Origin of the sequence: Clostridium nigeriense (assembly GCF_050585265.1) — a bacterium.
Classification (GTDB): Bacteria; Bacillota; Clostridia; order Clostridiales; family Clostridiaceae; genus Clostridium; species Clostridium nigeriense_B.
This window is the reverse complement of record NZ_JBNOOE010000004.1, coordinates 129,823-150,510: the sequence shown is the minus strand read 5'-3', so window position 1 is coordinate 150,510 and position 20,688 is coordinate 129,823. Positions and strand designations below refer to the sequence as shown.

Below are 20,688 nucleotides of genomic sequence, written 5' to 3'. Positions count from 1 at the left end.
ATGTATAATGTAAGGTGCTGTCTCACAATAAAAATTGATTATTGTTTTTGACAGCACTTATCTGTTTCCTCTTTCTTCTTCAGTTATTTTTCTAATTGATTCTAACTCTGAACAATTTCCTTCACAATTATATCCCCTATGTATATCAGAAACTCCAAAGTTTATATTTAAAAACATTAACTCAACTTCTTCTTCTCTAAGTATCCGTAATATTTCTATATTGATTTCTTCTTTTAATGCCTCATATTTAATATAATTCATTTCATTAGTATAAAAATATACAAAAACTCCAAAGCCATATGTTGATAATTCATTAAAACTAACTATAATTAATTCTTTATCTATCTTTTCATGATTATTTAGTAACTCCCTAATTCTATCTAATGAACTTTTAATATTTTCTACTGGAATATTAAACTTAATAGTAAATTTAAAATGTATTCTTCTTAAACCTCTTTGGCTCCAATTAATAATATTCTCATTAGCTAGCTTCGAATTAGGAATTGTTGCAACAGCCATAGAAAAAGTCTTTATTTTAGTACTTCTAAAAGTTATTTCTTCCACTATACCTTCTATATCTGCAGTCTGTATCCAATCTCCTATTGCAAATGGTCTATCCAATACTATAATTACTCCACCAAAAAGGTTCGAAAAAGCATCTTGAGCCATTAAAGCAAAGGCTATTCCACTTATACCAAGCCCTGTTATAAACCCAGTAAAGCCAAACTCTTTAGCAATACAGCTTACTCCTATAATAACGATAACTAATCTTATTATTATTGATACAAAAGGAAAAACAATATCTCTTTTTTTAATTTTCCTATAAATAAAAGAATTTTCTAAAGTTAAATTATAAAAAAAATAACATATAACTATCACTATAAATATTTTTTTAAATCTATCACTTGTGACTGTATTAATGTTTAACCCATCAAAATCTATAAATTTTAACGAAATATAAATACTATAAAAAGTTATATATAATTTCATAGGTTTTTCAAAAGCTCTAACTAAGCTATCATCTGCATAATTTTTAGTTTTCTTTACTAATCTAATAGCATAATCGAAAATTCTAGTTATTACATACTTATTTATAATAAGAGCAAAAGCTATAATTATTAGAGCCAATATATATTTGCTTATACTTACTTTTAATAATGCTTTAATAATTTCTTCTACTTGTTCCATATTTACTCCATAATAACCCTATACTAATAAATATTATTTTTACCTATTGATTTTATTTTATCCCTTAAATAACCTAAAAGAGAGGTAGAAAAATTTCTACCTCTCTTTTCATAACTATTGCTATTATTTTAATACGAAAGAGTTACAATCTGTACATTGTACTTGTGTTGGATTTTGTTCATGAGTACCAACTTCAATTACTGATAATGTACAATACTTTTCTTGTGTATTATTGTACTTACATTGTTCAACTGTACACTTTATATTTGGATTCTTATCCACCGAAATCACCACCTTACACACTTAGTATTTACGTTAAAACTTATACTATTCATAAGGTGCTTATTTTTCAAAATGGTAATTTAAAGTAAATTAAAATTCTTTTGCAATTTTCTTAGCTTCTTCTATAGTATCTGAAAGTATCTTGTCTATATCTACTCCAACTACATCAAGATTTTCAGCAGCTACACTCTTTATATCCTTAATTCCAAAGAATGAAAGTATAGTTCTTAAGTATCTTTCTCCCATTTCAAATTGTGATCCTATTTCACTTGAATAATCTCCGCCTCTTCCTGAAACTATTAAAGCCTTATCTGCTTTACAAATTCCAACTGGACCTTCTGCTGTATATTTAAATGTTATACCTGTTACACTTACATAATCAAAATAAGCCTTAACTATAGCAGGAGCTCCTAAATTCCACATTGGAGTTGCAATAACAACCTTGTCTACTTCTGCCATTTGATAAGCATATTTTAAAATTGGATGATTCTTGCTTTCTTCAGATTTAGGTCCAAATACTGCTCCTAAATCTGCTGGTCTTAAAAAGTCTATTTTTTCATTATATAAATCTAATGTTATAATTTCATCTTCTGGATTTAACCTTCTATACTCTTCGATAAAACTATCTGACACCTTAAATGTTCTTGATTCACCTTCTGGTTTAATGTTTGCTTTTATATATAATACTTTACTCATTTTTGCCTCCTACTTTCAATTACCTTTGGTAATATCTCTCTTCTTTGATATAATATAAATGATAGTTTAAATATTATCAATTTACAAGTAGACACTTTTTTTATACATAGTATCTAAATTGATACTGTTTCTCAACTATTATTCAAAAATTTTACAAGGAGATCATATATGGAAAAATTTATAATCGAACATAAAGATTGCTATATAGATGATGATACAAGCCCTCACGAAGTTTGCCCTATGGTTTTGGTTCAAAAAATACTCTCTGGTAAATGGAAGATTCTTATACTTTGGTATCTTGTTAATGGACCATTAAGATTTAGTGATATTAAAAGAAATTTACCAAATGTTACTCAAAAAATGTTAACAAATCAACTAAGAAGTTTAGAAGAAGATAATCTTATTTATAGAAAAGTTTATCCAGTAGTTCCTCCTAAAGTTGAATACGGACTAACTGAAATAGGAAACAAAATAATTCCTGTATTAAAAACAATGCATGATTATGGACAAGAATACATTTCTGATATTAAAAATGAATAATGTAAAATGCACTAATATTAAGGTATTTCTACTAATCCAGCAACTGGATCACAAACAAGTCCTAAGATATTTTTAAATACTGTTGATGCATAGGAGCTGTTTTTACTTCAAGTATAATTTTAATATCTTTTTTATTAACTAAATTTACTACCTTCCTTATAGATGGATATATGGGAATTGTTATTGCTCTTTTAATATTATATGCTGGTTTTTCAATAACTAATAAAGTTTCTGAAATAATTGAGGAAATTAAAAGTAAAATTAGAAAAGAATATTCTCAATATAATTACATTATTACAATAGACTCCGACTTCATAAGTAAGATTTAATTACACTTATATTGATAATGTAACTTTGAGAAAATAAATAGCTATACTTTGTTATCAATAGCTATTTATTTTCTCTTACCGTACATATAATATAAGCTTATTTGAGAGTAGAAATTTATATTAGAGGAAATAATTCAGCTGAGCTGAATTCTAGAATTTTTTAGAAAAGAATTTACCTTAATTACTTATTCAAAATTTCACAGCTCTTTCTTTCCACCAAAGTGACTGGTATTACATAATTAGCCGAAAATTTCATATCATTTTCTATAGATGTAATAATCGACTTTGTTGCTATATCTGCCATTTGTACTAACTCCATTTTTATTGAAGTAAGTGGCGGGTTAAAATATTTTGATGACTCAATATCATCAAATCCTATAACAGAAATATCCTCTGGAACTTTGAGCCCTTCTTCTTTTATAGCCTTGATTGCACCAAATGCTATTTTATCATTACTAGCGAAAATAGCCGTAAACTTAATGTTTCTACTGAATAATTTCTTAGTAGCATCATATCCAGCATTTTCAATAAATTCACTATTTATGATTAAATTTCTATCTACTTTTATACCCGAATCTTCTAACGCTTTTTTATATCCTCTAATTCTGTCGTTTGATGAAAATTTAGCTGTGCCTCCTGTAATATGTGCTATTTGTGTATGATTCATATCTATAAGATATTTTGTAGCATTATAGGCACCATTGTAATTGTCAGCATTTACTATCATGCACTTATTGTATATAACATCATCAGGTTTAATTGACTGATCAACTAATACAACCTTATACCCTCTGTCAATTATTGTTTTTATGGATTCATCATCATCATTCTGTCCTATAAAAATCCCCCCAGAAATAGTCTTGTTATAAAAACACGCTTTAATTTTCTCGTAACCTTCAACAGTATGTATTATATGAACAAGAACTGTATATTCCATTTCACTGGCGGTTTCTATTACTGAACTAGTAAATTCTAAATAATATGGACTTTTTGTAATTCTATTTTTAAGCCCCTCTTCTTTATGTATCAAATCTATAATAAATAAACCAATAACCCTGTTTTTACTTCCAGCAAGCATTCTTGCTGAAGCATGTGGTACATAATCATATTCTTTAATTACCCTTAAGACTTTTTCTCTTGTTTCTTCTGGAACATTTGAATAATTATTTATAACTCTAGATACAGTACTACGTGATACTCCTGCAAGTTTTGCAATTTCACTGCTATTCATAAAAACGTATCCTCCTCTCACTCATAAACTCGTATTTATAGTATAATACTATATTATTTGATTTGGCTTTTCAATATTTTATTATTTATCAACATAACGAAACACCTATATACTAAATACTTTTTTGAATTTAATATATAGGTATTTTTATAAATATACTTATTTAGTATCCTTTTTGCTTTTTAACTTATTTATCATTTAACTGTTTGAACATTTCTATCATTTCTTCAATTAATGATTTAATTGTCTCAGCTGCCATCATTTGATCTTCTGCATGCATTATTATTAATGAGAATTCAACCTTTTCTCCAGCTGCTTCCTTTTGTATCAATGAAGTATGTGCATGATGTCCTTTTAGAAGATATTCAGATGCTTCATTCATCTTCTTTTCTGCTTCATCATACTTTCCTTCTCTGACATCTCTTAATGCTTCAATAGCTAATGATTTTGCCATTCCAACATTACTAATTATATCAAAAGCTATTAATTCAATTCCATCCATTTGTAAATCTCCTATTCTAAATCCTTAAATTTTATGATTGTTTAGTTCATTATCTTGATGTACTATAATTCTTTAACATACTTCATCAGCAGTTATATTTTTAGATTGATTTTACTATTTCATTTTGTGATTCTTCTTCAACCATTTCTGCTTTATTTGCTGCTATTACAAAAGGTGCATATATTAATACACTCACTGCAAGACATATGAATCCTACAATTAATGCTGTGATATTTCCACCTGTTCCTAAGAAAGGCATTAATGGTCCTGGGGTTGTCCAAGGAATACCAATTACTACTGGTGGCATAATTTTAAGAACCATAACTGCTGTATAACCAATCATTATATTTACAATTGGTGTTAATATAAATGGAATTATATAAATTGGATTTAAAACTATTGGTAACCCGAATATAACCATTTCATTTATATTGAATATTCCTGGTGCTAAAGAAAGTTTAGCTATACTCTTTGTTTCCTTTGTTTTACAGAATATTAACATAGCTATAATTAAACCTAATGTACATCCTGAACCTCCATATTCAGAGAAAGCACTAGCTAATCCACTATATGTTATTGGATAAGGAGCTCCCCATGCAGTAGCCTTATCAGCAACATACAAAATGTTTGCATTAGCTGCTTCTGAGAACATAGTATCTCTTATTGCTGCTATAGTATTTGGTCCATGTATACCCATAACCCATAGTGATTGAGATAAGAATGATAATATAAGTACTGAGAATATACTTTGACTCATTTTAGTTAATGGAGTTTGGATTATGTTGTATATTAATTCATGTAATCCACCTGGTGCAACCATCTTAACAAAGTAGTTAATAACTGAGAATAATATAGTTGTAATAATAATTGGTATTAATACTTTAAATGATCTTGCAACTGCTGGTGGTACTTGTTCCGGCATTTTAATTTCTAATTTATCAGAATTTGATAATCTAGACATTAATTCACCAACTAATAAACCAACTAAAATTGCTACGAATAATCCTTGAGCTCCAGTATATTTAGTTGTAATATAGTTTACGCCTTCATTATTAAAATAATCAGGATAAATTATAAAGTAAACAGAAATTGCTGTTAATCCAGTTAGTAAATCATCACCCTTAAGTGACTTTGCAAGGTTTCTTGCTATTAAAAATACTATTAGTATTGAGAAAATATCGGCTGAACCTTTAACAACTGGAGCAAATACAGCCTGGAATTTGACTATATTAGGAAATATTTTATCAAACTGTAATAATTTAAACATAAATCCATCTGCTGATAAGAAAACACTATTAAGTAATACCATTAAAGAGCCTGCCATAGTTAATGGGAATGATAATATAAAGGCATCTCTTACTGCGCACACATGTCTTTGTGCATTTAACTTTGAAGCTATAGGTACTAATATTTTTTCAATAGCTCCTTGAAATTTTTCCATAAATCTCATTGTATTTCCCCCTATTTCTTAATTAATTTTGCTTAGTGCATCTTCTAAAATTGCTTTTCCATTCATAGTTCCATATAATCTCATGTCCATTACTTCTACTGGTATTCTGCCATCTACAAGTTTTTCAACAGTTGGTTTTTGAAAACGTACTTGAGGTCCTAAAAGAACTATGTCTACCCCATCAATAGCGGTACTGCATTCTGCTACTGGAAGAGCATCTATTTCTACTTCAATTCCTTTTGCCTTTGCTGCTTCTTTCATTTTATTTACAAGTAAACTTGTAGACATTCCTGCTGAACATACTAATAATATTTTTTTCATGATTTATCACTCCTTAAATTTTTGTAATTTATATTAATTGATTATGAACTAAATTTATAATTCTTCTCCATTAGTACTGATAACATTCTTGTACCAATAGAAACTTTTCTTTTTAATTCTTCTTAAATCCTTTTGATTATTTTCATCTCTATCCACATATACGAATCCGTAACGTTTTTGATATCCATTTAACCAGCTTAATAAATCTGTAAATGACCAAGTGCAGTAACCTAAAAGATCAACACCATCTGTTATTGCTTCTTTACAAGCCTTAACATGTGAGCTTAGATAATTAATTCTGTAATCATCGTTTACAACATCATTTTCTTCAAGCTTATCGAATTCTCCAAGGCCGTTTTCTGTAATAAGTATAGGAAGATTATATCTGCTTGTTAATCTTCTTAATCCAATTCTTAAACCTGTAGGATCGATTGCCCAGTCCCAGTTTGTTGTTTCCAAATGTGGATTCTTTGAGTTTTTATAAACTCCAGGTAGTCCACTTTCTTTAGTAGTTCCCTTTTTACCTGTATTATTCATACCTTCAGATGCTCCCACTCCATCAAGCGGATTCATTGAAACTGTACTTGTTTGGTAATAATTTATACCTATAAAATCTGGTTTTGCTCTTTCTAATAATTCAATATCACCCTCTTCAATAGTCGGTGCTACTCCAAGTCTTTCATAATATTTAAATGCAAATGCTGGATATCTTCCTTTACAGTAAACATCAAGCCACCAGTTGCAGTTTAAATCCTCTGCATTTTCTGCTGATAAAACATCTCCTGGATTGCAGCTGAATGGATAAACAGGTCCATATGCAAAACTTGGCCCAATCATACCATCTGGTACGTAAGTTTTGAATGACTCAATTACTGTAGCATTAGCTAAGTTTGCAATATGATTTGCATTAAGCATTCTCTTTTGATCTTTAACGCCTGGCGGATGCATAGCTGTTAAATAACCTAATGTTAAGAATACATTTTGTTCATTTAATGATACCCAGTGCTTAACTTTATCTCCAAATCTCTTGAATAATGTTACACAATATTCATTAAAATCATTAATTATTTCTCTTGATTCCCATCCACCGTATAAATCTTGAAGATGTTGAGGTAAATCCCAGTGATATAATGTAATTATTGGTTTAATATCATTTGCTATAAGTTCATCTATTAAATTTTCATAGAACTTTAAGCCTTCTTCATTTATTTCTCCTCTTCCGTTAGGATATATACGTGTCCATGCAATTGAAAACCTGTAAGCTTTTAATCCCATTTCAGCCATTAAAGCTACATCTTCTTTATATCTGTTGTAATGATCTACTGCAACATTACCATTTGTATTTTTAAAAGTTGTTCCAGGTATTCTTGTGTATACATCCCATATACTTTCTCCCTTCCCATCTTTGTCCCATGCACCTTCAACTTGATACGCTGCTGATGCTGATCCCCATAAGAAATCCTCTTTGAATTTGTCTAACTTTTCGTATATCACTATATGCACTCCTTTATATTAATGTAAATTAATTATTTAGTATTAACCTATATATAAATTTATTTTTAAACTATCTCTTCCTGAAACAAAACACTCTATCTTTTTATAGAAGCATTTATAATTGCACCCAATATGTTGGCATCATTATTGTACTTGCATCTATCAATTTTAGTAGTAATAAAATCTGCTTCAAGATATGCAATGCAGGTCTTCTTATACTGTTCCTTTACTTTCTTGATAAACCAGTCTTCTTCTGATATTCCTCCACCTATACATATAACTTCTGGATTATAGAAAACTGTAATTACTATTAATTGAGCTACTATGTTTATTATCCATTCATCTACTGATAATTCCGCTATTTTGTTTCCATCTAAGTACTTCTTGCATACTTCATATCCATACTGAACCTGCTCATCCATGTCAACTTTGCTGTTATATATATTTATTAGCCCAGTTATCGATGCATAATCGCCCATCTTATCAAGGCCACCTATCTTATCGTTTACAAAAGGCATATTATGAAATTCTCCTGCAAATGCGTCTTTTCCATATACAACTCCATTTTCATCACATATGCATCCTCCAGTTCCTGTTCCTATAATTAAAAATGCTGAAGATTTGCTTCCTTTTGCATTTCCTATTTTAAATTCACATAATCCTGCTGATTTTGCATCATTAATTGATGACACTTTTTTATGTGTTCTTTTCTTGATTTCATCGTTTATATTTGTACCATACATAATGGCCACGTTAGGAGCGGCATATGATTTAACATTTGAATCTTCATCAATAAGCCCCGGTGCACTTATACCGATTACATCAATTTCATCAATTAGTTTTATGTTTGAACATATGTAATCATAAAATTCTGCTGCAGTATCACATTTAATAGTTTCAATTTTCCACTTATCTTTAATGTTATATTGTTTGTCCATTAATGCATACTTTATGAATGTTCCTCCTATATCTATTCCTAAATTAACTTTTTCCATAACATCTCTCCTTAAAATAAATGTCTTATAAATTACCTGCTTATAATATAATATGAATCATTTCGTAAACGCGTGTTTATTTATTGTTAAAAAAATAAATCCGTATGTTCTTTTTTTTGGGATTTGTTTACTTTTTTTGTCTTTATAACAACTTTAATTCATATATTTTATAAGTACTATTAATCTATAAATACTATTTTAATGTATTGATTTAGAAAATCTTATATCTTTTATTTCTCAGTTATATCAGTTTAACTGTCTTCCACCTGTGCAATAAATAGCTTTCCTATTACTTTATAAATACTTTAATATAATTCTGTAAGTTATTAATTTATAAACTATAGGTTACGCATTTATAACTTTGAATTATATCAATTTATAATATTTAATATAGCTTCATCATAAGTGTAAGTATAATTTATAAACACATTGTGTAATATAAAACGCTTAATAAACTCGCGTTTATGTATATATAATACAATAAAAACAATTACATTTCAATATATTTTTTTCATTTTTTCTATAATAATGCAAAAAAGAAATAATTTATCTAAACTAAATTATAAAAACTACATTTAGAGTATATAAATTAATAATTTAATTCTAATTATACATCTGTTAATTTTCTAATTGTAAACTCATCACTCTATTAAATAGTTCAATTGTTTCTTTAATTTAGAGTATTTTTATAAATTCGTCATTCTAACTAATGGTTTTGGCATACCATTAAAAATACATTTTTTCGATTAAGATTTCTACTCTTCTTACATGGTTATTATCTTTTTCTACTCAATAATATTCTACATAATCCATAATAACCAACCTTTACTAATAGTACACCTTGTAATGAAAGGTATATTTGTAATTACTATTTTAAGTTTAAACTTAATCTTATAAAAAAAGTAACTGTTGATAAAACTTTAAAATATGTTTTATCAACAGCTACTTTTCCCTTAATATGCATAATTTAAATAAAATTTAATTTTAAAAACTACATCAAGAGTTTTATCCTTAATTCTCCATTATAAATTTTTCATTATTATTTATTCATCACCGAAAACTTTTTTCTTTAGTTCTAGACCTGCTTTAGTTACTGCAACTCCTCCAAGTCCTGTTTCTCTTAATGAAGCTGGTAAACTTTTTCCTACCTTATACATAGCAGATAATGCATCATCAAATGGTATTTTAGATTCTACACCAGCCATAACTAAATCTGCCGTACATAAAGCACTTACAGCACCTGAAGAGTTTCTTTTTGCGCAAGGTATTTCTACTAACCCAGCAACAGGATCACAAACAAGTCCTAAGATATTTTTAAATACTATTGCTGCTGCATCTAAAGACATCTTTGGAGTTCCCCCCATCATTTCTACAATTGCTGCTGCTGCCATTCCTGATGCAGAACCACATTCCGCTTGACATCCACCTTCTGCTCCTGCAAAAGTTGCATTTCTTCCTATTATCATTCCAACAGCTGCTGATGCGAATAAAGCCTTTATTAATTCATCATCACTTTTTCCAAGTTTCTCTCCTGCAGTTAATATTACTGATGGTAAAATTCCACAGGACCCAGCTGTAGGACAAGCTACTATTCTTCCCATGGATGCATTAACTTCTGATGATGATAAAGCCATAGCCATTGCTAACACCATAGTATCTCCAGTTAATGATTTTCCTTTTTTTAAATATTCTTGAAGCTTATAAGCATCTCCACCAATTAATCCACTTACAGAATATACTTCTTTTTTTCTTGCCTCTGTTGCTGCACTTCTCATGGCTTCTAATGTTCTTTGCATCTTTGAAAGTACTTCTTCTCTTGATATATCCTTATCTTCCATTTCTCTTCTTATAGCATATTCACTTAATGAAATAGAATTTTCTTCACATATTTTAATAAGTTCTTCTCCAGATTTCGCTATTTCCATATTACTCACCATCCTCTATCTTATTAATAAGTATTACTTTTTCAATTCCATCTACCTTTTTAATTTCTTCAATTAATTCATCAGATATTTTACTATCTACTTCAAAGGTCATAGTTGCATTTTTCCCTCTTTGACTTCTTCCTAATGTTAAAAATGCTATATTTACATCACTATCATATAAAATATTAGTAACCTTTGCCACAGTTCCAGGTATATCTCTATGAGAAGTGATTATAGTAGAATATGCGCCAGTAAACTTAACTTTATTTCCGTTAATTTCAACTATTTCAATATTTCCTCCACCAATGGAACAACCTATAACTTCACATTCTTTAGCGTTTTTAAGCTTCATTAAAAATTTAACTGTATTAGGATGATAATCTCCTAAATCTATATCTTTAAATATAATCTTAATTCCTCTTTCCTTTGCAATTTCAAGAGAATCTCTAAGTCTCTCATCTGAAGGCTCCATTCCCATTATTCCTGCAACTAATGCTCTATCAGTTCCATGTCCCTTATAAGTTTTTCCAAAAGATCCATGTAATAAAAAAGTAACTTCAACTACATCATCACCTGCAATAGTTCTTGCTACTTTTCCAAGTCTTGCAGCCCCTGCTGTATGTGAAGAAGATGGTCCAATCATTATAGGACCTAATATATCAAAAACACCCATGCTACTCATGATTTTTTCTCCTTTAGTGTAAATAATTTTTCAATATAAACATTATATATTTATGTCAAATAAATATCCATATTAATTAAAAAGTTTAGTTAATATAGTATCATATATTTTATTGAATAGTAATTTATTTAAATCATATAATATATTTATTCCCACTTTTCTTAATTTTAATGTTATTTTAATGTTCTTTAGATCTTATTAATATATTTCTAATAATAATTTCATTTTACATAATCTTTCTAAAGAGCATTTAAATCACCTTTTAACCTTAATATTACTAATAAGCTTAATTGCAACTTTATGCAGAATACTTAAAGTAATAAAATAAGATGATATTATTACAATTCTATACTGTGTCATTTTTTTCACTTCAATCCAAAATGATAAATAATAACCAAGTGGATATGTAACCCACAATATGAAAGGATTTTCTACCTTAAACTCATAGCCCCCAAATTTTGAATTCATAGACATTGTGATAGACATAATCATCATAATTAACAAATATATATTTAAAACCTTATTTTCTACTTTAAATAATATAACTAATATCAAAAATAAAATGGTACAAATCACTAAATGTTTTATTGTAAAATTTGGATGTAATATTTCCACAATAAGCAGAGGATCACTATTAGATGGATCACAAATAAATATTACAGTAGAAACAACAAAGACAATTAGGTGTATGATTGCAATTTTAAGTAAATTTTCTTTAACTCTAATTTCTTTCATAAATCCTCCTATTAAAGTAAAAGTAACTATCACTTTCATTTTTTCATATATTAACTTATTCTCTATATTGTACCATATTATATTTTATAACTTTTTTAGTTTACAAATTAAATAAATTCTTCTTTTTAATTAATGACTAGTTACTCAAGCTAGCAAAATTAACTTTTAAAAAGAAGTGATTTATATATGACTATTGATGAAATGGTACAACAAACTCAACTTTGGTTATATTCAACTTATTCTTGCAAATAAATTTGAATGGATTCTTAATGAAGTATTTGGAAAATACGATTTGAATTTTATTTAATTTATTGATATCATCTTAATATAGTTTATTTAATTTGTACAAAATACTATTTATCTAAAGTTTGGAGATGATTAGTTGGTAAATTTAAGAAATATTAGAATTTCTTTTTTATATATTATTAAATTAATTATGTTTATTTTAGTATTTTCTTTTTTAATTAGTGGTATTATAGATTTGAATATTTTAACCCAAAACTCCATTAAAGGTGGAATTATCCTTACTATACTATCACTTTGTATTATTGGAATTTTTTCAAGCTTGCTATATTCAATTAAATATATATATGAAGCTTATAAAGTTTATAAAATTTATAACCCTAAAGATTATATTATTAAATGGACATATACTAATGAGTTATGGAGCAAGTTTATTATCAATAATTTTAAGTTAAACTTTTCAATTGAAATAGAATCATTATCCAAAGCAGCCATAAAATTCTATTCAACAATTATTCCTATAGCACTTATATTTGTAGCTTTTGTTGAGGATTATAGAGACCATTATAAAACTATATTATCAATTTTATTAATTTTATTTATTATTGGTTATTTTTTACCTATAATCATTAAAATGTTTATAAGTATGCTTGATCACATTATTTTTACAAATAAAAGTATCATTTTAAACGAAAATTATATAATCATAAATGAAGAAATATTTCCATTAAATATTCCTAAAGAAAAACAATTAGAAAGCAAAAAAATTATAAATGGAAATATTGAAATAAAGTATGCAACTATAAGTAGATCAGCCACTAGATATGATAATAGATTCCATCTAAATAATAAAGATGTCCACCTTTTAATTATTCCTATACCTAAAGATAAAATTTCTGAAGCAAAATTATATATCAATAAATAATAAAATGTTATAAAAATATTTTATTTATAATTTCACTAAAGTATCTTTAATAAAAAAAGCAGATTATAAAATCTGCCTAAAAGTGTCGACAAAATTAACTTTTAGTATTATATGAATTTCTTCTTCTAAATCTCTAAAATCAGATACTTTAAAAGTTTTAGAATTACTTTCTTTTAAATTTTGGCTGTGTTAGATAATAATGTTGATATGTGCATATAATTCTTAAATAGTGTTATGATATAGATATTAGTACTATTGGAGGTAAGATTTATGACAACTATTTCAAATATAAAGTCAGATATAACTTCACTTAATGAATATCAACTAAGAGAATTATTTAACTATATAGGTGAAATGCTAACACTTGGTTCTTCTAATGGAAGTCTTAACAAAGAATTCAGAGAATCAAGATTTAGTAAAGGTCAATGTTGTCCTCATTGCGAATCCACCGCTGTAGTAAAAAATGGTAAATTAAAAGGAAAACAACGTTATATATGTCGCTCATGCAATAAGTCCTTTAATGATTTAACAAAATCTGCACTATCCTGCACTAAATTGCCTTTACAAACATGGATTGAATATGTAAAAGGAATGATTATCGGATTTTCTATAAGAAAGAATGCTGAAAGTGTAGGGGTAAGTGTAAAAACATCTTTTTATATGAGACATAAGATTCTTGATTGCATAAGAGCCTTTATGGGAGTTGGTGATGTCGATGGCATTGTAGAGATGGATGAAACTTTCGTTGCCGAGTCTTTTAAAGGAAATCATAAAAAGAGCGGATTTGAAATGCCAAGACCTGCTCGTAAAAGAGGTAAGGAAGTTAAGAAAAGAGGCATAAGTAATGAGCAAGTTTGTATAGCAACAGCCATCGATAGAAATGGAAATATTATATTAGAACCTTTATGTAAAGGAAGGGTTACTTATAATGCTCTTGAAAGGCTTTATGAAGGACGTATAGACTCTAATTCGATTATATGCACAGATAGTCATAAATCATATATACAATTTGCTAAAGACATTGGAGTAGAGCATAAAAAAATAGCCAGAGGACATTACAAAAATGATATATATCATATAAATCATGTAAATTCATTGCACAGTAATCTTAAAATATGGATGTATAAATTTAGAGGAGTATCTACTAAGTTTTTACCTAACTATATGAGCTGGTATAAGTGGATACAAAGCTTCAATAATGATAAAGAAGTAATAAAGACTAAAAATATGCTTATTCATAGCATAATACCTTTTGTTGATACAAAAATTAAAGGATATAAGGAAAGAGTTACTAAATTTATATAATAATTTTACAATTATTTGAAAAATACTATTAATTTGGTTATAATATAATAAGCAAACAATTCTATTTTAATGCAAATTTAAATATGAAACAGAATTTTTAATCTAAGAAATAAGTAATATTAAAACTATTTATTTTATTTAAGGGTAAACAATTTTTTTGCAAATAATATAACTTAAAAAATATAAATTACTGGGGGAAAAGATGAAAAAAGTATTGGTCTTAATTGCGATTTTGAGTGCCTTAATTATTAGTGGATGCACCCAAAATAACTATTTTACAATTAAATCTAAAGAATTTACAGATGAACAAAATGAAATATTATCACTAACTGGAAACAGAGCATTTAAATATGATTTAAAAAACTTACCTAAAGATAAAAGCTATGAACTGAAGATAGTATATGAAATTTATAAAAATAAAGAGAAAGTAAAAGAAGAAATGATATTTGGTATGGCATATGGACCAACAGAGGATAAAATAAAAGATACTAATCTATCAATAAATATTCAAGAAAATAAAATAAAACTAATGTCTGGCGGGGCATATACTAATTTAGAAATAGAAGAAGATATATCTAAATTAACAAATTATTATTTTAGCGGAAATAGAAAAATAGATATAGGGGATGAAGTATATTTATTTCATGCTAATGATGGCAGTAGCGGTTTAAGCATGGATAGACTGGGATTCTTATCAAAAGAAGACTTAGATAGACTAATTGAAGAAAATAAAATGAATATTTTTATAAAATTAGTATGCGAAGAAATTAAGAAATAAGTTTGCAATTTTAAAAAATTGTGCAACACATTATTGAAAGTCATTTAAATTAGGTTGTCTTAATATTAAGACAACCTAATTTAACGTAGTAAATCAACAATTTAATCTAACAGAGCCTAAATTTTTTATAACAGGTGCATAATTAGTAGATATATTAGGTGACTGTGGATTAAGCAAATCAATAACTATTGACTCTGCTACACGGATTTTATTAATTCTATATCCTGCTCTTATTAATTTATCACTTAAATATATATCTCCTACAAATGTTTTACTTTTAATGAATTACCTTAGGAAAGGTTAATGAAATTTCAAATCCCTCAGTATAATTTTCATTTACCTCTAAATTAATTTTTAGGCCGTCAGCTACTTGTTTTGCTAAATATAATCCCATTCCTGTAGAGTTTTTTCTTTGTTCTCCAATCTCACCAGTAAAGCCTTTTTCAAATATAAATGGTAAATCATAAGCCTTAACTCCAATTCCATTATCTCTTATATTAAGTCTTATATTTTTTTCATTATCATCTGAAGAAATAACTATCTGTTTTTTACTTACTTCAATATTTTTATATTTTATTGCATTGCTAATTACTTGTCTTATAATAAATTGAATTCCTCTTTTATCTGATAAAACATTATAATCCTTAATGTCTAATACTACCCCTATACCATTTTCCTGTAATATTACTTTATATTCTTCAATTATTTCTATACAACTCTCTTTTAATGATAGCTCTTTGAAAAAATAATCATTACAAGTAGATTTTATCCTTGCATAATATAGTATTCTTTCTATATCTTCTTGCATTTTAGTCCTTGAATATTGTAATCTTTTATATGCTATTTCTGATATTTCTTCTTTTCTATTATCTAATACAAAGGTCATTAACCCTAATGGTGTTTTTATCTCATGTGCCCAGGCTTCTACATACTCCTCATACTCATTAATTCCTTGCTTATAAGTATTTATAGTATTTTGCTTTTCTCTTAAAATTTCACCTATACTTTTAATTACTTTTACTTCTTCATAATAAAACAAACTGATAATTTCATTTTCTTTATCTTTAGTAGGCTCATTCAAAAAGTTGTTAATTGCTTCTTCTCTTTTTAAATCATTTTTATAAAGAATAAATACTATAGAAAGATATAAAATTAAAGATCCAGTAACCATTGTAGGGAAAATATAAATAAAAGCCTTATCATTAACTAACCATAGCAATACTCCAAATATAAAATTTAATATAAGTATAACAATAATCCAAATCCTGTTTTTTATTAATATTCCACTTAACTTTTTAATCATTCTTATTGTCTCCTATTGGTACTAAAGAATATCCCTTTCCCCTAATTGTACTTATATTATAATTAGTATCTAAATTATGCAATGATTTCTTTAGCCTAGTCATATTTACATGAAGAGCATTTTCATCTATATATTCTGTTGTACCCCAAAGTTTCTCAAATAGCATCTCTTTAGTAACAAGCTTTTGGTAGTTTTTAAGCAATAATTCCATTATCTTTCCTTGATTTTCAGGTAAAATTGTAGCCTTACCTTTAACATTAATAGTAAAGGTTTGTAAATCTAATTTAATATCTTTTATTTCTAAAAAATTAGTCCTGTCTTCTAAACGACGTAGCAAATTAGTTATTCTTGCTAATAAACGTTCTTTATGACAAGGCTTATTTATATACTCATCTGCACCAATATTAAGGGCATGTAGCTCATCCTTCATTTGATCACGCCCCGTTAATACAAGAATTGGCACATTACTTTTATTTCTAAGTCCCTTACATATTTCAAAACCAGATATTCCAGGTAAATTTAAATCTAATAATACAAGGCTTGGTGAAGCAGATATAATCTCATCTATTGCATTTGAAAATTTAGTTATACAAAAGGTATCATAACCTTCATTTTCTAAAATATACTGAAGCTCTTCTCTCATAAAAAGCTCATCTTCTACAATTACAATCTTCTTCACCATCATCACCTCTAATTATCTTCTCTTTTCATATCCATAAGCTTTAAAATATTTTTATCACTACTTTTCTTTACAATATTCATATAAATTAATTCTATCATACATATTAATACAATGACAGAAGCTGAAATAACCATTAGTTTCCCAACATATTCTTTCATTGCTGTTGTAACCATTCCTGCAAATAATGTTCTTACTGCAAATATGCTACTTACTGCTGCAACTGCTATTGAAAGTGAAAAATACCACGTTATTTGATTTCTAGCAGATTTACATAGCATTTCATAATTTGCACCTAGATATGTTAATGATTGATATCTCTTCTTAGTTTTTTGTTGATGCATTAAGAATTGTACACCCATTACTGTATTAGCTATTATAAGGAAAATAACAGCTAAATATATTGTCGTATAGCTTGCTGCAACAGTGTAAAATAATTCTCTTCCAATATTTTGAAGATAACTTTCATATCGTACCCCATTATATTCATCATAAACTGCTTCTGTAGTATTAAGTTTTTCATTAACTTCACTGATTGCCTGCATTAAACCTTTTTTCTTAACAAAGTCCTTATCTAAAGTCATATTAATATAAGTACTAACATTATTCTCATCAGTATATTTCTTAAACACATCATCAGAAACTATTAATCCCGTACTTATGGTTATCATACTATCTGTTATAATGTTATCCGAATAGCATATATCTTTTAATTTATACTCTTCATCTTCTAATGTTATAATAGGCCTCTCCTTTAAAGCCAACTCTATAATAGAGCTAAAATTAAAGTCTGGGTCTTCATAAAGTGCTGCCTCATTATCATTTAATTTAATTGGATCCTTCCCTTGTATTTCTAAAAGCTTATTATAAGAACTTAGCGAAATTAAATAAGGTCTATCAAGATATTGAAGATTATTTAATAATATTTCCTTACCTTGTGAATCATCTTGTTTTTCTACAGCTTTTATTAACCCTTCTGCTGAAAATTTATCATTATAAAACATTCCTATCTTCATTTCATATATTCCATCAATATACGCTTCCAAATCAAGTTCTTTTATTATTGCTTCTACTTCTTCTTTATTTGCCTCAAAAGTATAATCCATAATATGGGCTTCCTTTGAATTAAATAGATAACCTACTGGAACCCCATATGCAAAACAACTAATTGCAATTAACACTAATAATGATGAAACAGCTAAAGTATTTGGCTTTAAGAAAACAGACTCTTGTATTTGCCTGAAAGTAAACATCTTTAATCCACTAATATTATTTTTCTTTTTAAGTATTCCTTCAAATAAAACACCAATTCCTTGGAATAATAGAAAAACTCCCAAAAGCCCCAGTATAACTATTAGTGCCATAAACTTTAATTCTCTCCATACTATTCCCTTAATTCCTATAATAAATGCTACTGAAAGTAATATTACTCCTACAATTAATTTAATACTGACGATAACCTTATTTATTTTTCTTTTCTTTTCACTTTGAGATTCTGAAAGTAATTCTACAACCTCTTTCTTTGAAAATTTACCACTTAAAATAATAAGTGCTATAAATCTAATAATAAAATACCCAAATATAGTCCCTATAACAGCTGAAAAGGAAAATGAAAAACTATGTCCTATTATTCCAAGCCCTACTATTTTAGCTGTTACTAAGCTTATAACTTCCGATATAAATACTGCAAAAGGTATTCCAATTATTAATGATAATAGGCTGTTCCATAGTTCTTCCGCAAAAAGCATTAACAATAACTTACTACGTTTCATACCAAGCATTAAGTACATTCCAAGCTCCCTGCTTCTTCTTTCTAACTGATATTTTCCTGCAAAATATACAAGAAAAAATAAAATGAATAATGATAATCCATATAATGTTGGAATAAGTAAGAACAACTTACGTACTGCTTGACTTTCCATAGTCTTTAAAAATATAATAACATCTTGTTTTTCAAGAGATAAAATAATATAAAATGCAATAATAGATATTATTAATGATATAAAAAATAATCCATTCTCTTTTCTATTTCTCTTACTATTTCTATTAACTAAATCATAAAACATTTGCACTTCCACCTCCTAGTTGTGCCATAACTAGAAGTATTCTTTCATAAAAATCTTGTCTAGATTCCTCTGGCTTTTTGCGTCTTAATTCATGAAAGAGCTTTCCATCTTGTATAAATAAAATTCTAGAACAAAAGCTAGCTGCATTTGCATCATGAGTAACCATTAAAATAGTTGATTTTTGCTCCTCATTTAAATCAGATAGCTTCTGCATTAAGGATTTTGCATTCTTAGAATCTAATGCTCCTGTAGGTTCATCTGCAAGAATAATTTGTGGATTTAAAATCAGAGCTCTTGCTGCCGCAACACGCTGCTTTTGTCCACCTGAAATTTCATTAGGAAATTTATCTAATACATCTCTAATTTCCATATATTCTGCTAGAATTTCTACTTCTTCCTTACTATTATTCTGTAATTTATTATGAATAGCTATTGGAAGTAAAATATTTTCCCTTGCTGTTAAATTTTCTAGCAATTCAAAATTTTGGAATAGATAACCTATCTTATTCCCTCTATAATCTGCTAATTTATTTCCTTTAAATTTCTCAACATTTTCTCCATTTAATAAAATATTACCTTCCGTAGGATGAGTTGTAGTTGCAATACAATTAAGCAACGTTGTTTTTCCTGAACCACTACTTCCCATAATTCCAATAAATTCACCATTCATAACTTGAAAACTAATTCCATCTAAAGCCTTAGTTGCAGAATCTTTTTTGCCATAATATTTTTTCAAATTTTTAACTTCTAATATTCTTTCATTCATTGTAATCACCTTTCGCATCATTTCTTTATATCAAACAAATAAAACTCCGGAATTTCATTTATTTCTAATTATCATCTTCTAAAATTATTATAAATGGAATTATTAAAATAAAACACTTACAGTTGGTGAAAGGTTTTGTAAGTAAAAACTTAGCAATGATTTCTGAATCATTTTACTTTTTAAAACAAAATCATAAAATCTCCTATTTTGTAAAATAAATTACAAAGTAGGAGATCTTTTAAATATTATCAAC

General features: G+C 27.4%; 21 protein-coding genes and 1 pseudogene. 5 read left to right on the top strand and 17 right to left on the bottom strand.

The features are described 5' to 3' along the window. Nucleotides 1–57 precede the first annotated feature (57 nt). From ACQPVP_RS05435 to ACQPVP_RS05425, 3 genes are all read right to left on the bottom strand, one after another. Nucleotides 58–1,188, bottom strand: a complete 1,131-nt coding sequence (locus ACQPVP_RS05435; protein ID WP_430840476.1) for a mechanosensitive ion channel family protein — start codon at nt 1,186–1,188, stop codon at nt 58–60. A gap of 123 nt (nt 1,189–1,311) precedes the next feature. Next, the gene (locus ACQPVP_RS05430; RefSeq protein WP_430840475.1) at nt 1,312–1,470 is read right to left on the bottom strand and encodes a DUF1540 domain-containing protein; all 159 of its coding nucleotides are present in this window, start codon (nt 1,468–1,470) and stop codon (nt 1,312–1,314) included. 90 nt (nt 1,471–1,560) lie between these two features. Beyond that, entirely contained in the window at nt 1,561–2,166 is a 606-nt protein-coding gene (locus ACQPVP_RS05425; protein WP_430840474.1) for an FMN-dependent NADH-azoreductase, read from the bottom strand. 168 nt (nt 2,167–2,334) lie between these two features. On the opposite strand from ACQPVP_RS05425, the gene ACQPVP_RS05420 reads away from it, so the two are divergent. Beyond that, the gene (locus ACQPVP_RS05420) at nt 2,335–2,706 is read left to right on the top strand and encodes a winged helix-turn-helix transcriptional regulator (RefSeq protein WP_430840473.1); all 372 of its coding nucleotides are present in this window, start codon (nt 2,335–2,337) and stop codon (nt 2,704–2,706) included. Nucleotides 2,707–2,726: 20 nt separating this feature from the next. Here ACQPVP_RS05420 and ACQPVP_RS05415 read toward each other — a convergent pair. After that, nucleotides 2,727–2,795: pseudogene (locus ACQPVP_RS05415) on the bottom strand (L-serine ammonia-lyase, iron-sulfur-dependent, subunit alpha); the annotation flags it as partial. A gap of 81 nt (nt 2,796–2,876) precedes the next feature. Here ACQPVP_RS05415 and ACQPVP_RS05410 point away from each other — a divergent pair. Continuing rightward, nucleotides 2,877–3,035 (top strand): hypothetical protein, encoded by a 159-nt coding sequence (locus tag ACQPVP_RS05410; RefSeq protein WP_430840472.1) that lies wholly within the window; start codon nt 2,877–2,879, stop codon nt 3,033–3,035. Nucleotides 3,036–3,216: 181 nt separating this feature from the next. On the opposite strand, the gene ACQPVP_RS05405 is transcribed toward ACQPVP_RS05410, so the two are convergent. From ACQPVP_RS05405 to ACQPVP_RS05365, 9 genes are all read right to left on the bottom strand, one after another. Continuing rightward, a complete protein-coding gene (locus ACQPVP_RS05405; RefSeq protein ID WP_430840471.1) occupies nt 3,217–4,266 on the bottom strand; it encodes a LacI family DNA-binding transcriptional regulator in 1,050 nt (349 codons plus the stop codon). Nucleotides 4,267–4,453: 187 nt separating this feature from the next. Beyond that, entirely contained in the window at nt 4,454–4,768 is a 315-nt protein-coding gene (locus ACQPVP_RS05400) for a PTS lactose/cellobiose transporter subunit IIA (protein WP_430840470.1), read from the bottom strand. Between the two features lie 100 nt (nt 4,769–4,868). Then, nucleotides 4,869–6,218, bottom strand: coding sequence for a PTS sugar transporter subunit IIC (locus tag ACQPVP_RS05395; protein WP_430847994.1), 1,350 nt, complete (start codon nt 6,216–6,218; stop codon nt 4,869–4,871). Nucleotides 6,219–6,236: 18 nt separating this feature from the next. Then, on the bottom strand, nt 6,237–6,539 hold the full coding sequence (locus ACQPVP_RS05390) for a PTS sugar transporter subunit IIB (protein WP_430840468.1): 303 nt from the start codon (nt 6,537–6,539) through the stop codon (nt 6,237–6,239). Nucleotides 6,540–6,593: 54 nt separating this feature from the next. Next, complete coding sequence (locus ACQPVP_RS05385) at nt 6,594–8,033, bottom strand: glycoside hydrolase family 1 protein (protein ID WP_430840467.1); 1,440 nt, start codon at nt 8,031–8,033, stop codon at nt 6,594–6,596. Nucleotides 8,034–8,128: 95 nt separating this feature from the next. Beyond that, nucleotides 8,129–9,028 (bottom strand): ROK family protein, encoded by a 900-nt coding sequence (locus ACQPVP_RS05380; protein WP_430840466.1) that lies wholly within the window; start codon nt 9,026–9,028, stop codon nt 8,129–8,131. 1,043 nt (nt 9,029–10,071) lie between these two features. Continuing rightward, a complete protein-coding gene (gene sdaAA / locus ACQPVP_RS05375) occupies nt 10,072–10,953 on the bottom strand; it encodes an L-serine ammonia-lyase, iron-sulfur-dependent, subunit alpha (RefSeq protein WP_430840465.1) in 882 nt (293 codons plus the stop codon). A 1-nt stretch (nt 10,954) separates the two neighbouring features. Then, nucleotides 10,955–11,635, bottom strand: a complete 681-nt coding sequence (sdaAB, locus tag ACQPVP_RS05370; RefSeq protein WP_430840464.1) for an L-serine ammonia-lyase, iron-sulfur-dependent subunit beta — start codon at nt 11,633–11,635, stop codon at nt 10,955–10,957. 255 nt (nt 11,636–11,890) lie between these two features. Further along, nucleotides 11,891–12,370: a hypothetical protein gene (locus ACQPVP_RS05365; protein WP_430847992.1), complete on the bottom strand. Its 480-nt coding sequence runs from the start codon at nt 12,368–12,370 to the stop codon at nt 11,891–11,893. A 382-nt stretch (nt 12,371–12,752) separates the two neighbouring features. Between ACQPVP_RS05365 and ACQPVP_RS05360 the strand changes: the two genes are divergently transcribed. From ACQPVP_RS05360 to ACQPVP_RS05350, 3 genes are all read left to right on the top strand, one after another. Then, the gene (locus tag ACQPVP_RS05360) at nt 12,753–13,538 is read left to right on the top strand and encodes a hypothetical protein (protein WP_430847990.1); all 786 of its coding nucleotides are present in this window, start codon (nt 12,753–12,755) and stop codon (nt 13,536–13,538) included. A 270-nt stretch (nt 13,539–13,808) separates the two neighbouring features. Then, nucleotides 13,809–14,843 carry an IS1595 family transposase gene (locus ACQPVP_RS05355; protein ID WP_430847988.1) on the top strand — a complete coding sequence of 345 codons (1,035 nt, stop codon included), beginning with the start codon at nt 13,809–13,811 and terminating at the stop codon, nt 14,841–14,843. A 202-nt stretch (nt 14,844–15,045) separates the two neighbouring features. Continuing rightward, the gene (locus ACQPVP_RS05350) at nt 15,046–15,621 is read left to right on the top strand and encodes a hypothetical protein (protein ID WP_430847986.1); all 576 of its coding nucleotides are present in this window, start codon (nt 15,046–15,048) and stop codon (nt 15,619–15,621) included. A gap of 277 nt (nt 15,622–15,898) precedes the next feature. Here ACQPVP_RS05350 and ACQPVP_RS05345 read toward each other — a convergent pair whose 3' ends face one another. Genes ACQPVP_RS05345 through ACQPVP_RS05330 form a run of 4 tightly spaced genes read right to left on the bottom strand, consistent with a single transcriptional unit; the run spans nt 15,899 to nt 20,435 of the window. Beyond that, nucleotides 15,899–16,924, bottom strand: a complete 1,026-nt coding sequence (locus ACQPVP_RS05345; RefSeq protein ID WP_430847984.1) for a sensor histidine kinase — start codon at nt 16,922–16,924, stop codon at nt 15,899–15,901. Beyond that, nucleotides 16,917–17,606, bottom strand: a complete 690-nt coding sequence (locus ACQPVP_RS05340) for a response regulator transcription factor (RefSeq protein ID WP_430840459.1) — start codon at nt 17,604–17,606, stop codon at nt 16,917–16,919. The genes ACQPVP_RS05345 and ACQPVP_RS05340 overlap by 8 nt, the downstream gene beginning before the upstream one ends. A gap of 8 nt (nt 17,607–17,614) precedes the next feature. Then, complete coding sequence (locus ACQPVP_RS05335; RefSeq protein ID WP_430847982.1) at nt 17,615–19,669, bottom strand: ABC transporter permease; 2,055 nt, start codon at nt 19,667–19,669, stop codon at nt 17,615–17,617. Then, nucleotides 19,659–20,435 carry an ABC transporter ATP-binding protein gene (locus ACQPVP_RS05330; RefSeq protein WP_430847980.1) on the bottom strand — a complete coding sequence of 259 codons (777 nt, stop codon included), beginning with the start codon at nt 20,433–20,435 and terminating at the stop codon, nt 19,659–19,661. Before ACQPVP_RS05330 ends, ACQPVP_RS05335 begins: the two co-directional genes overlap by 11 nt. Between the last annotated feature and the right edge of the window lie 253 nt (nt 20,436–20,688).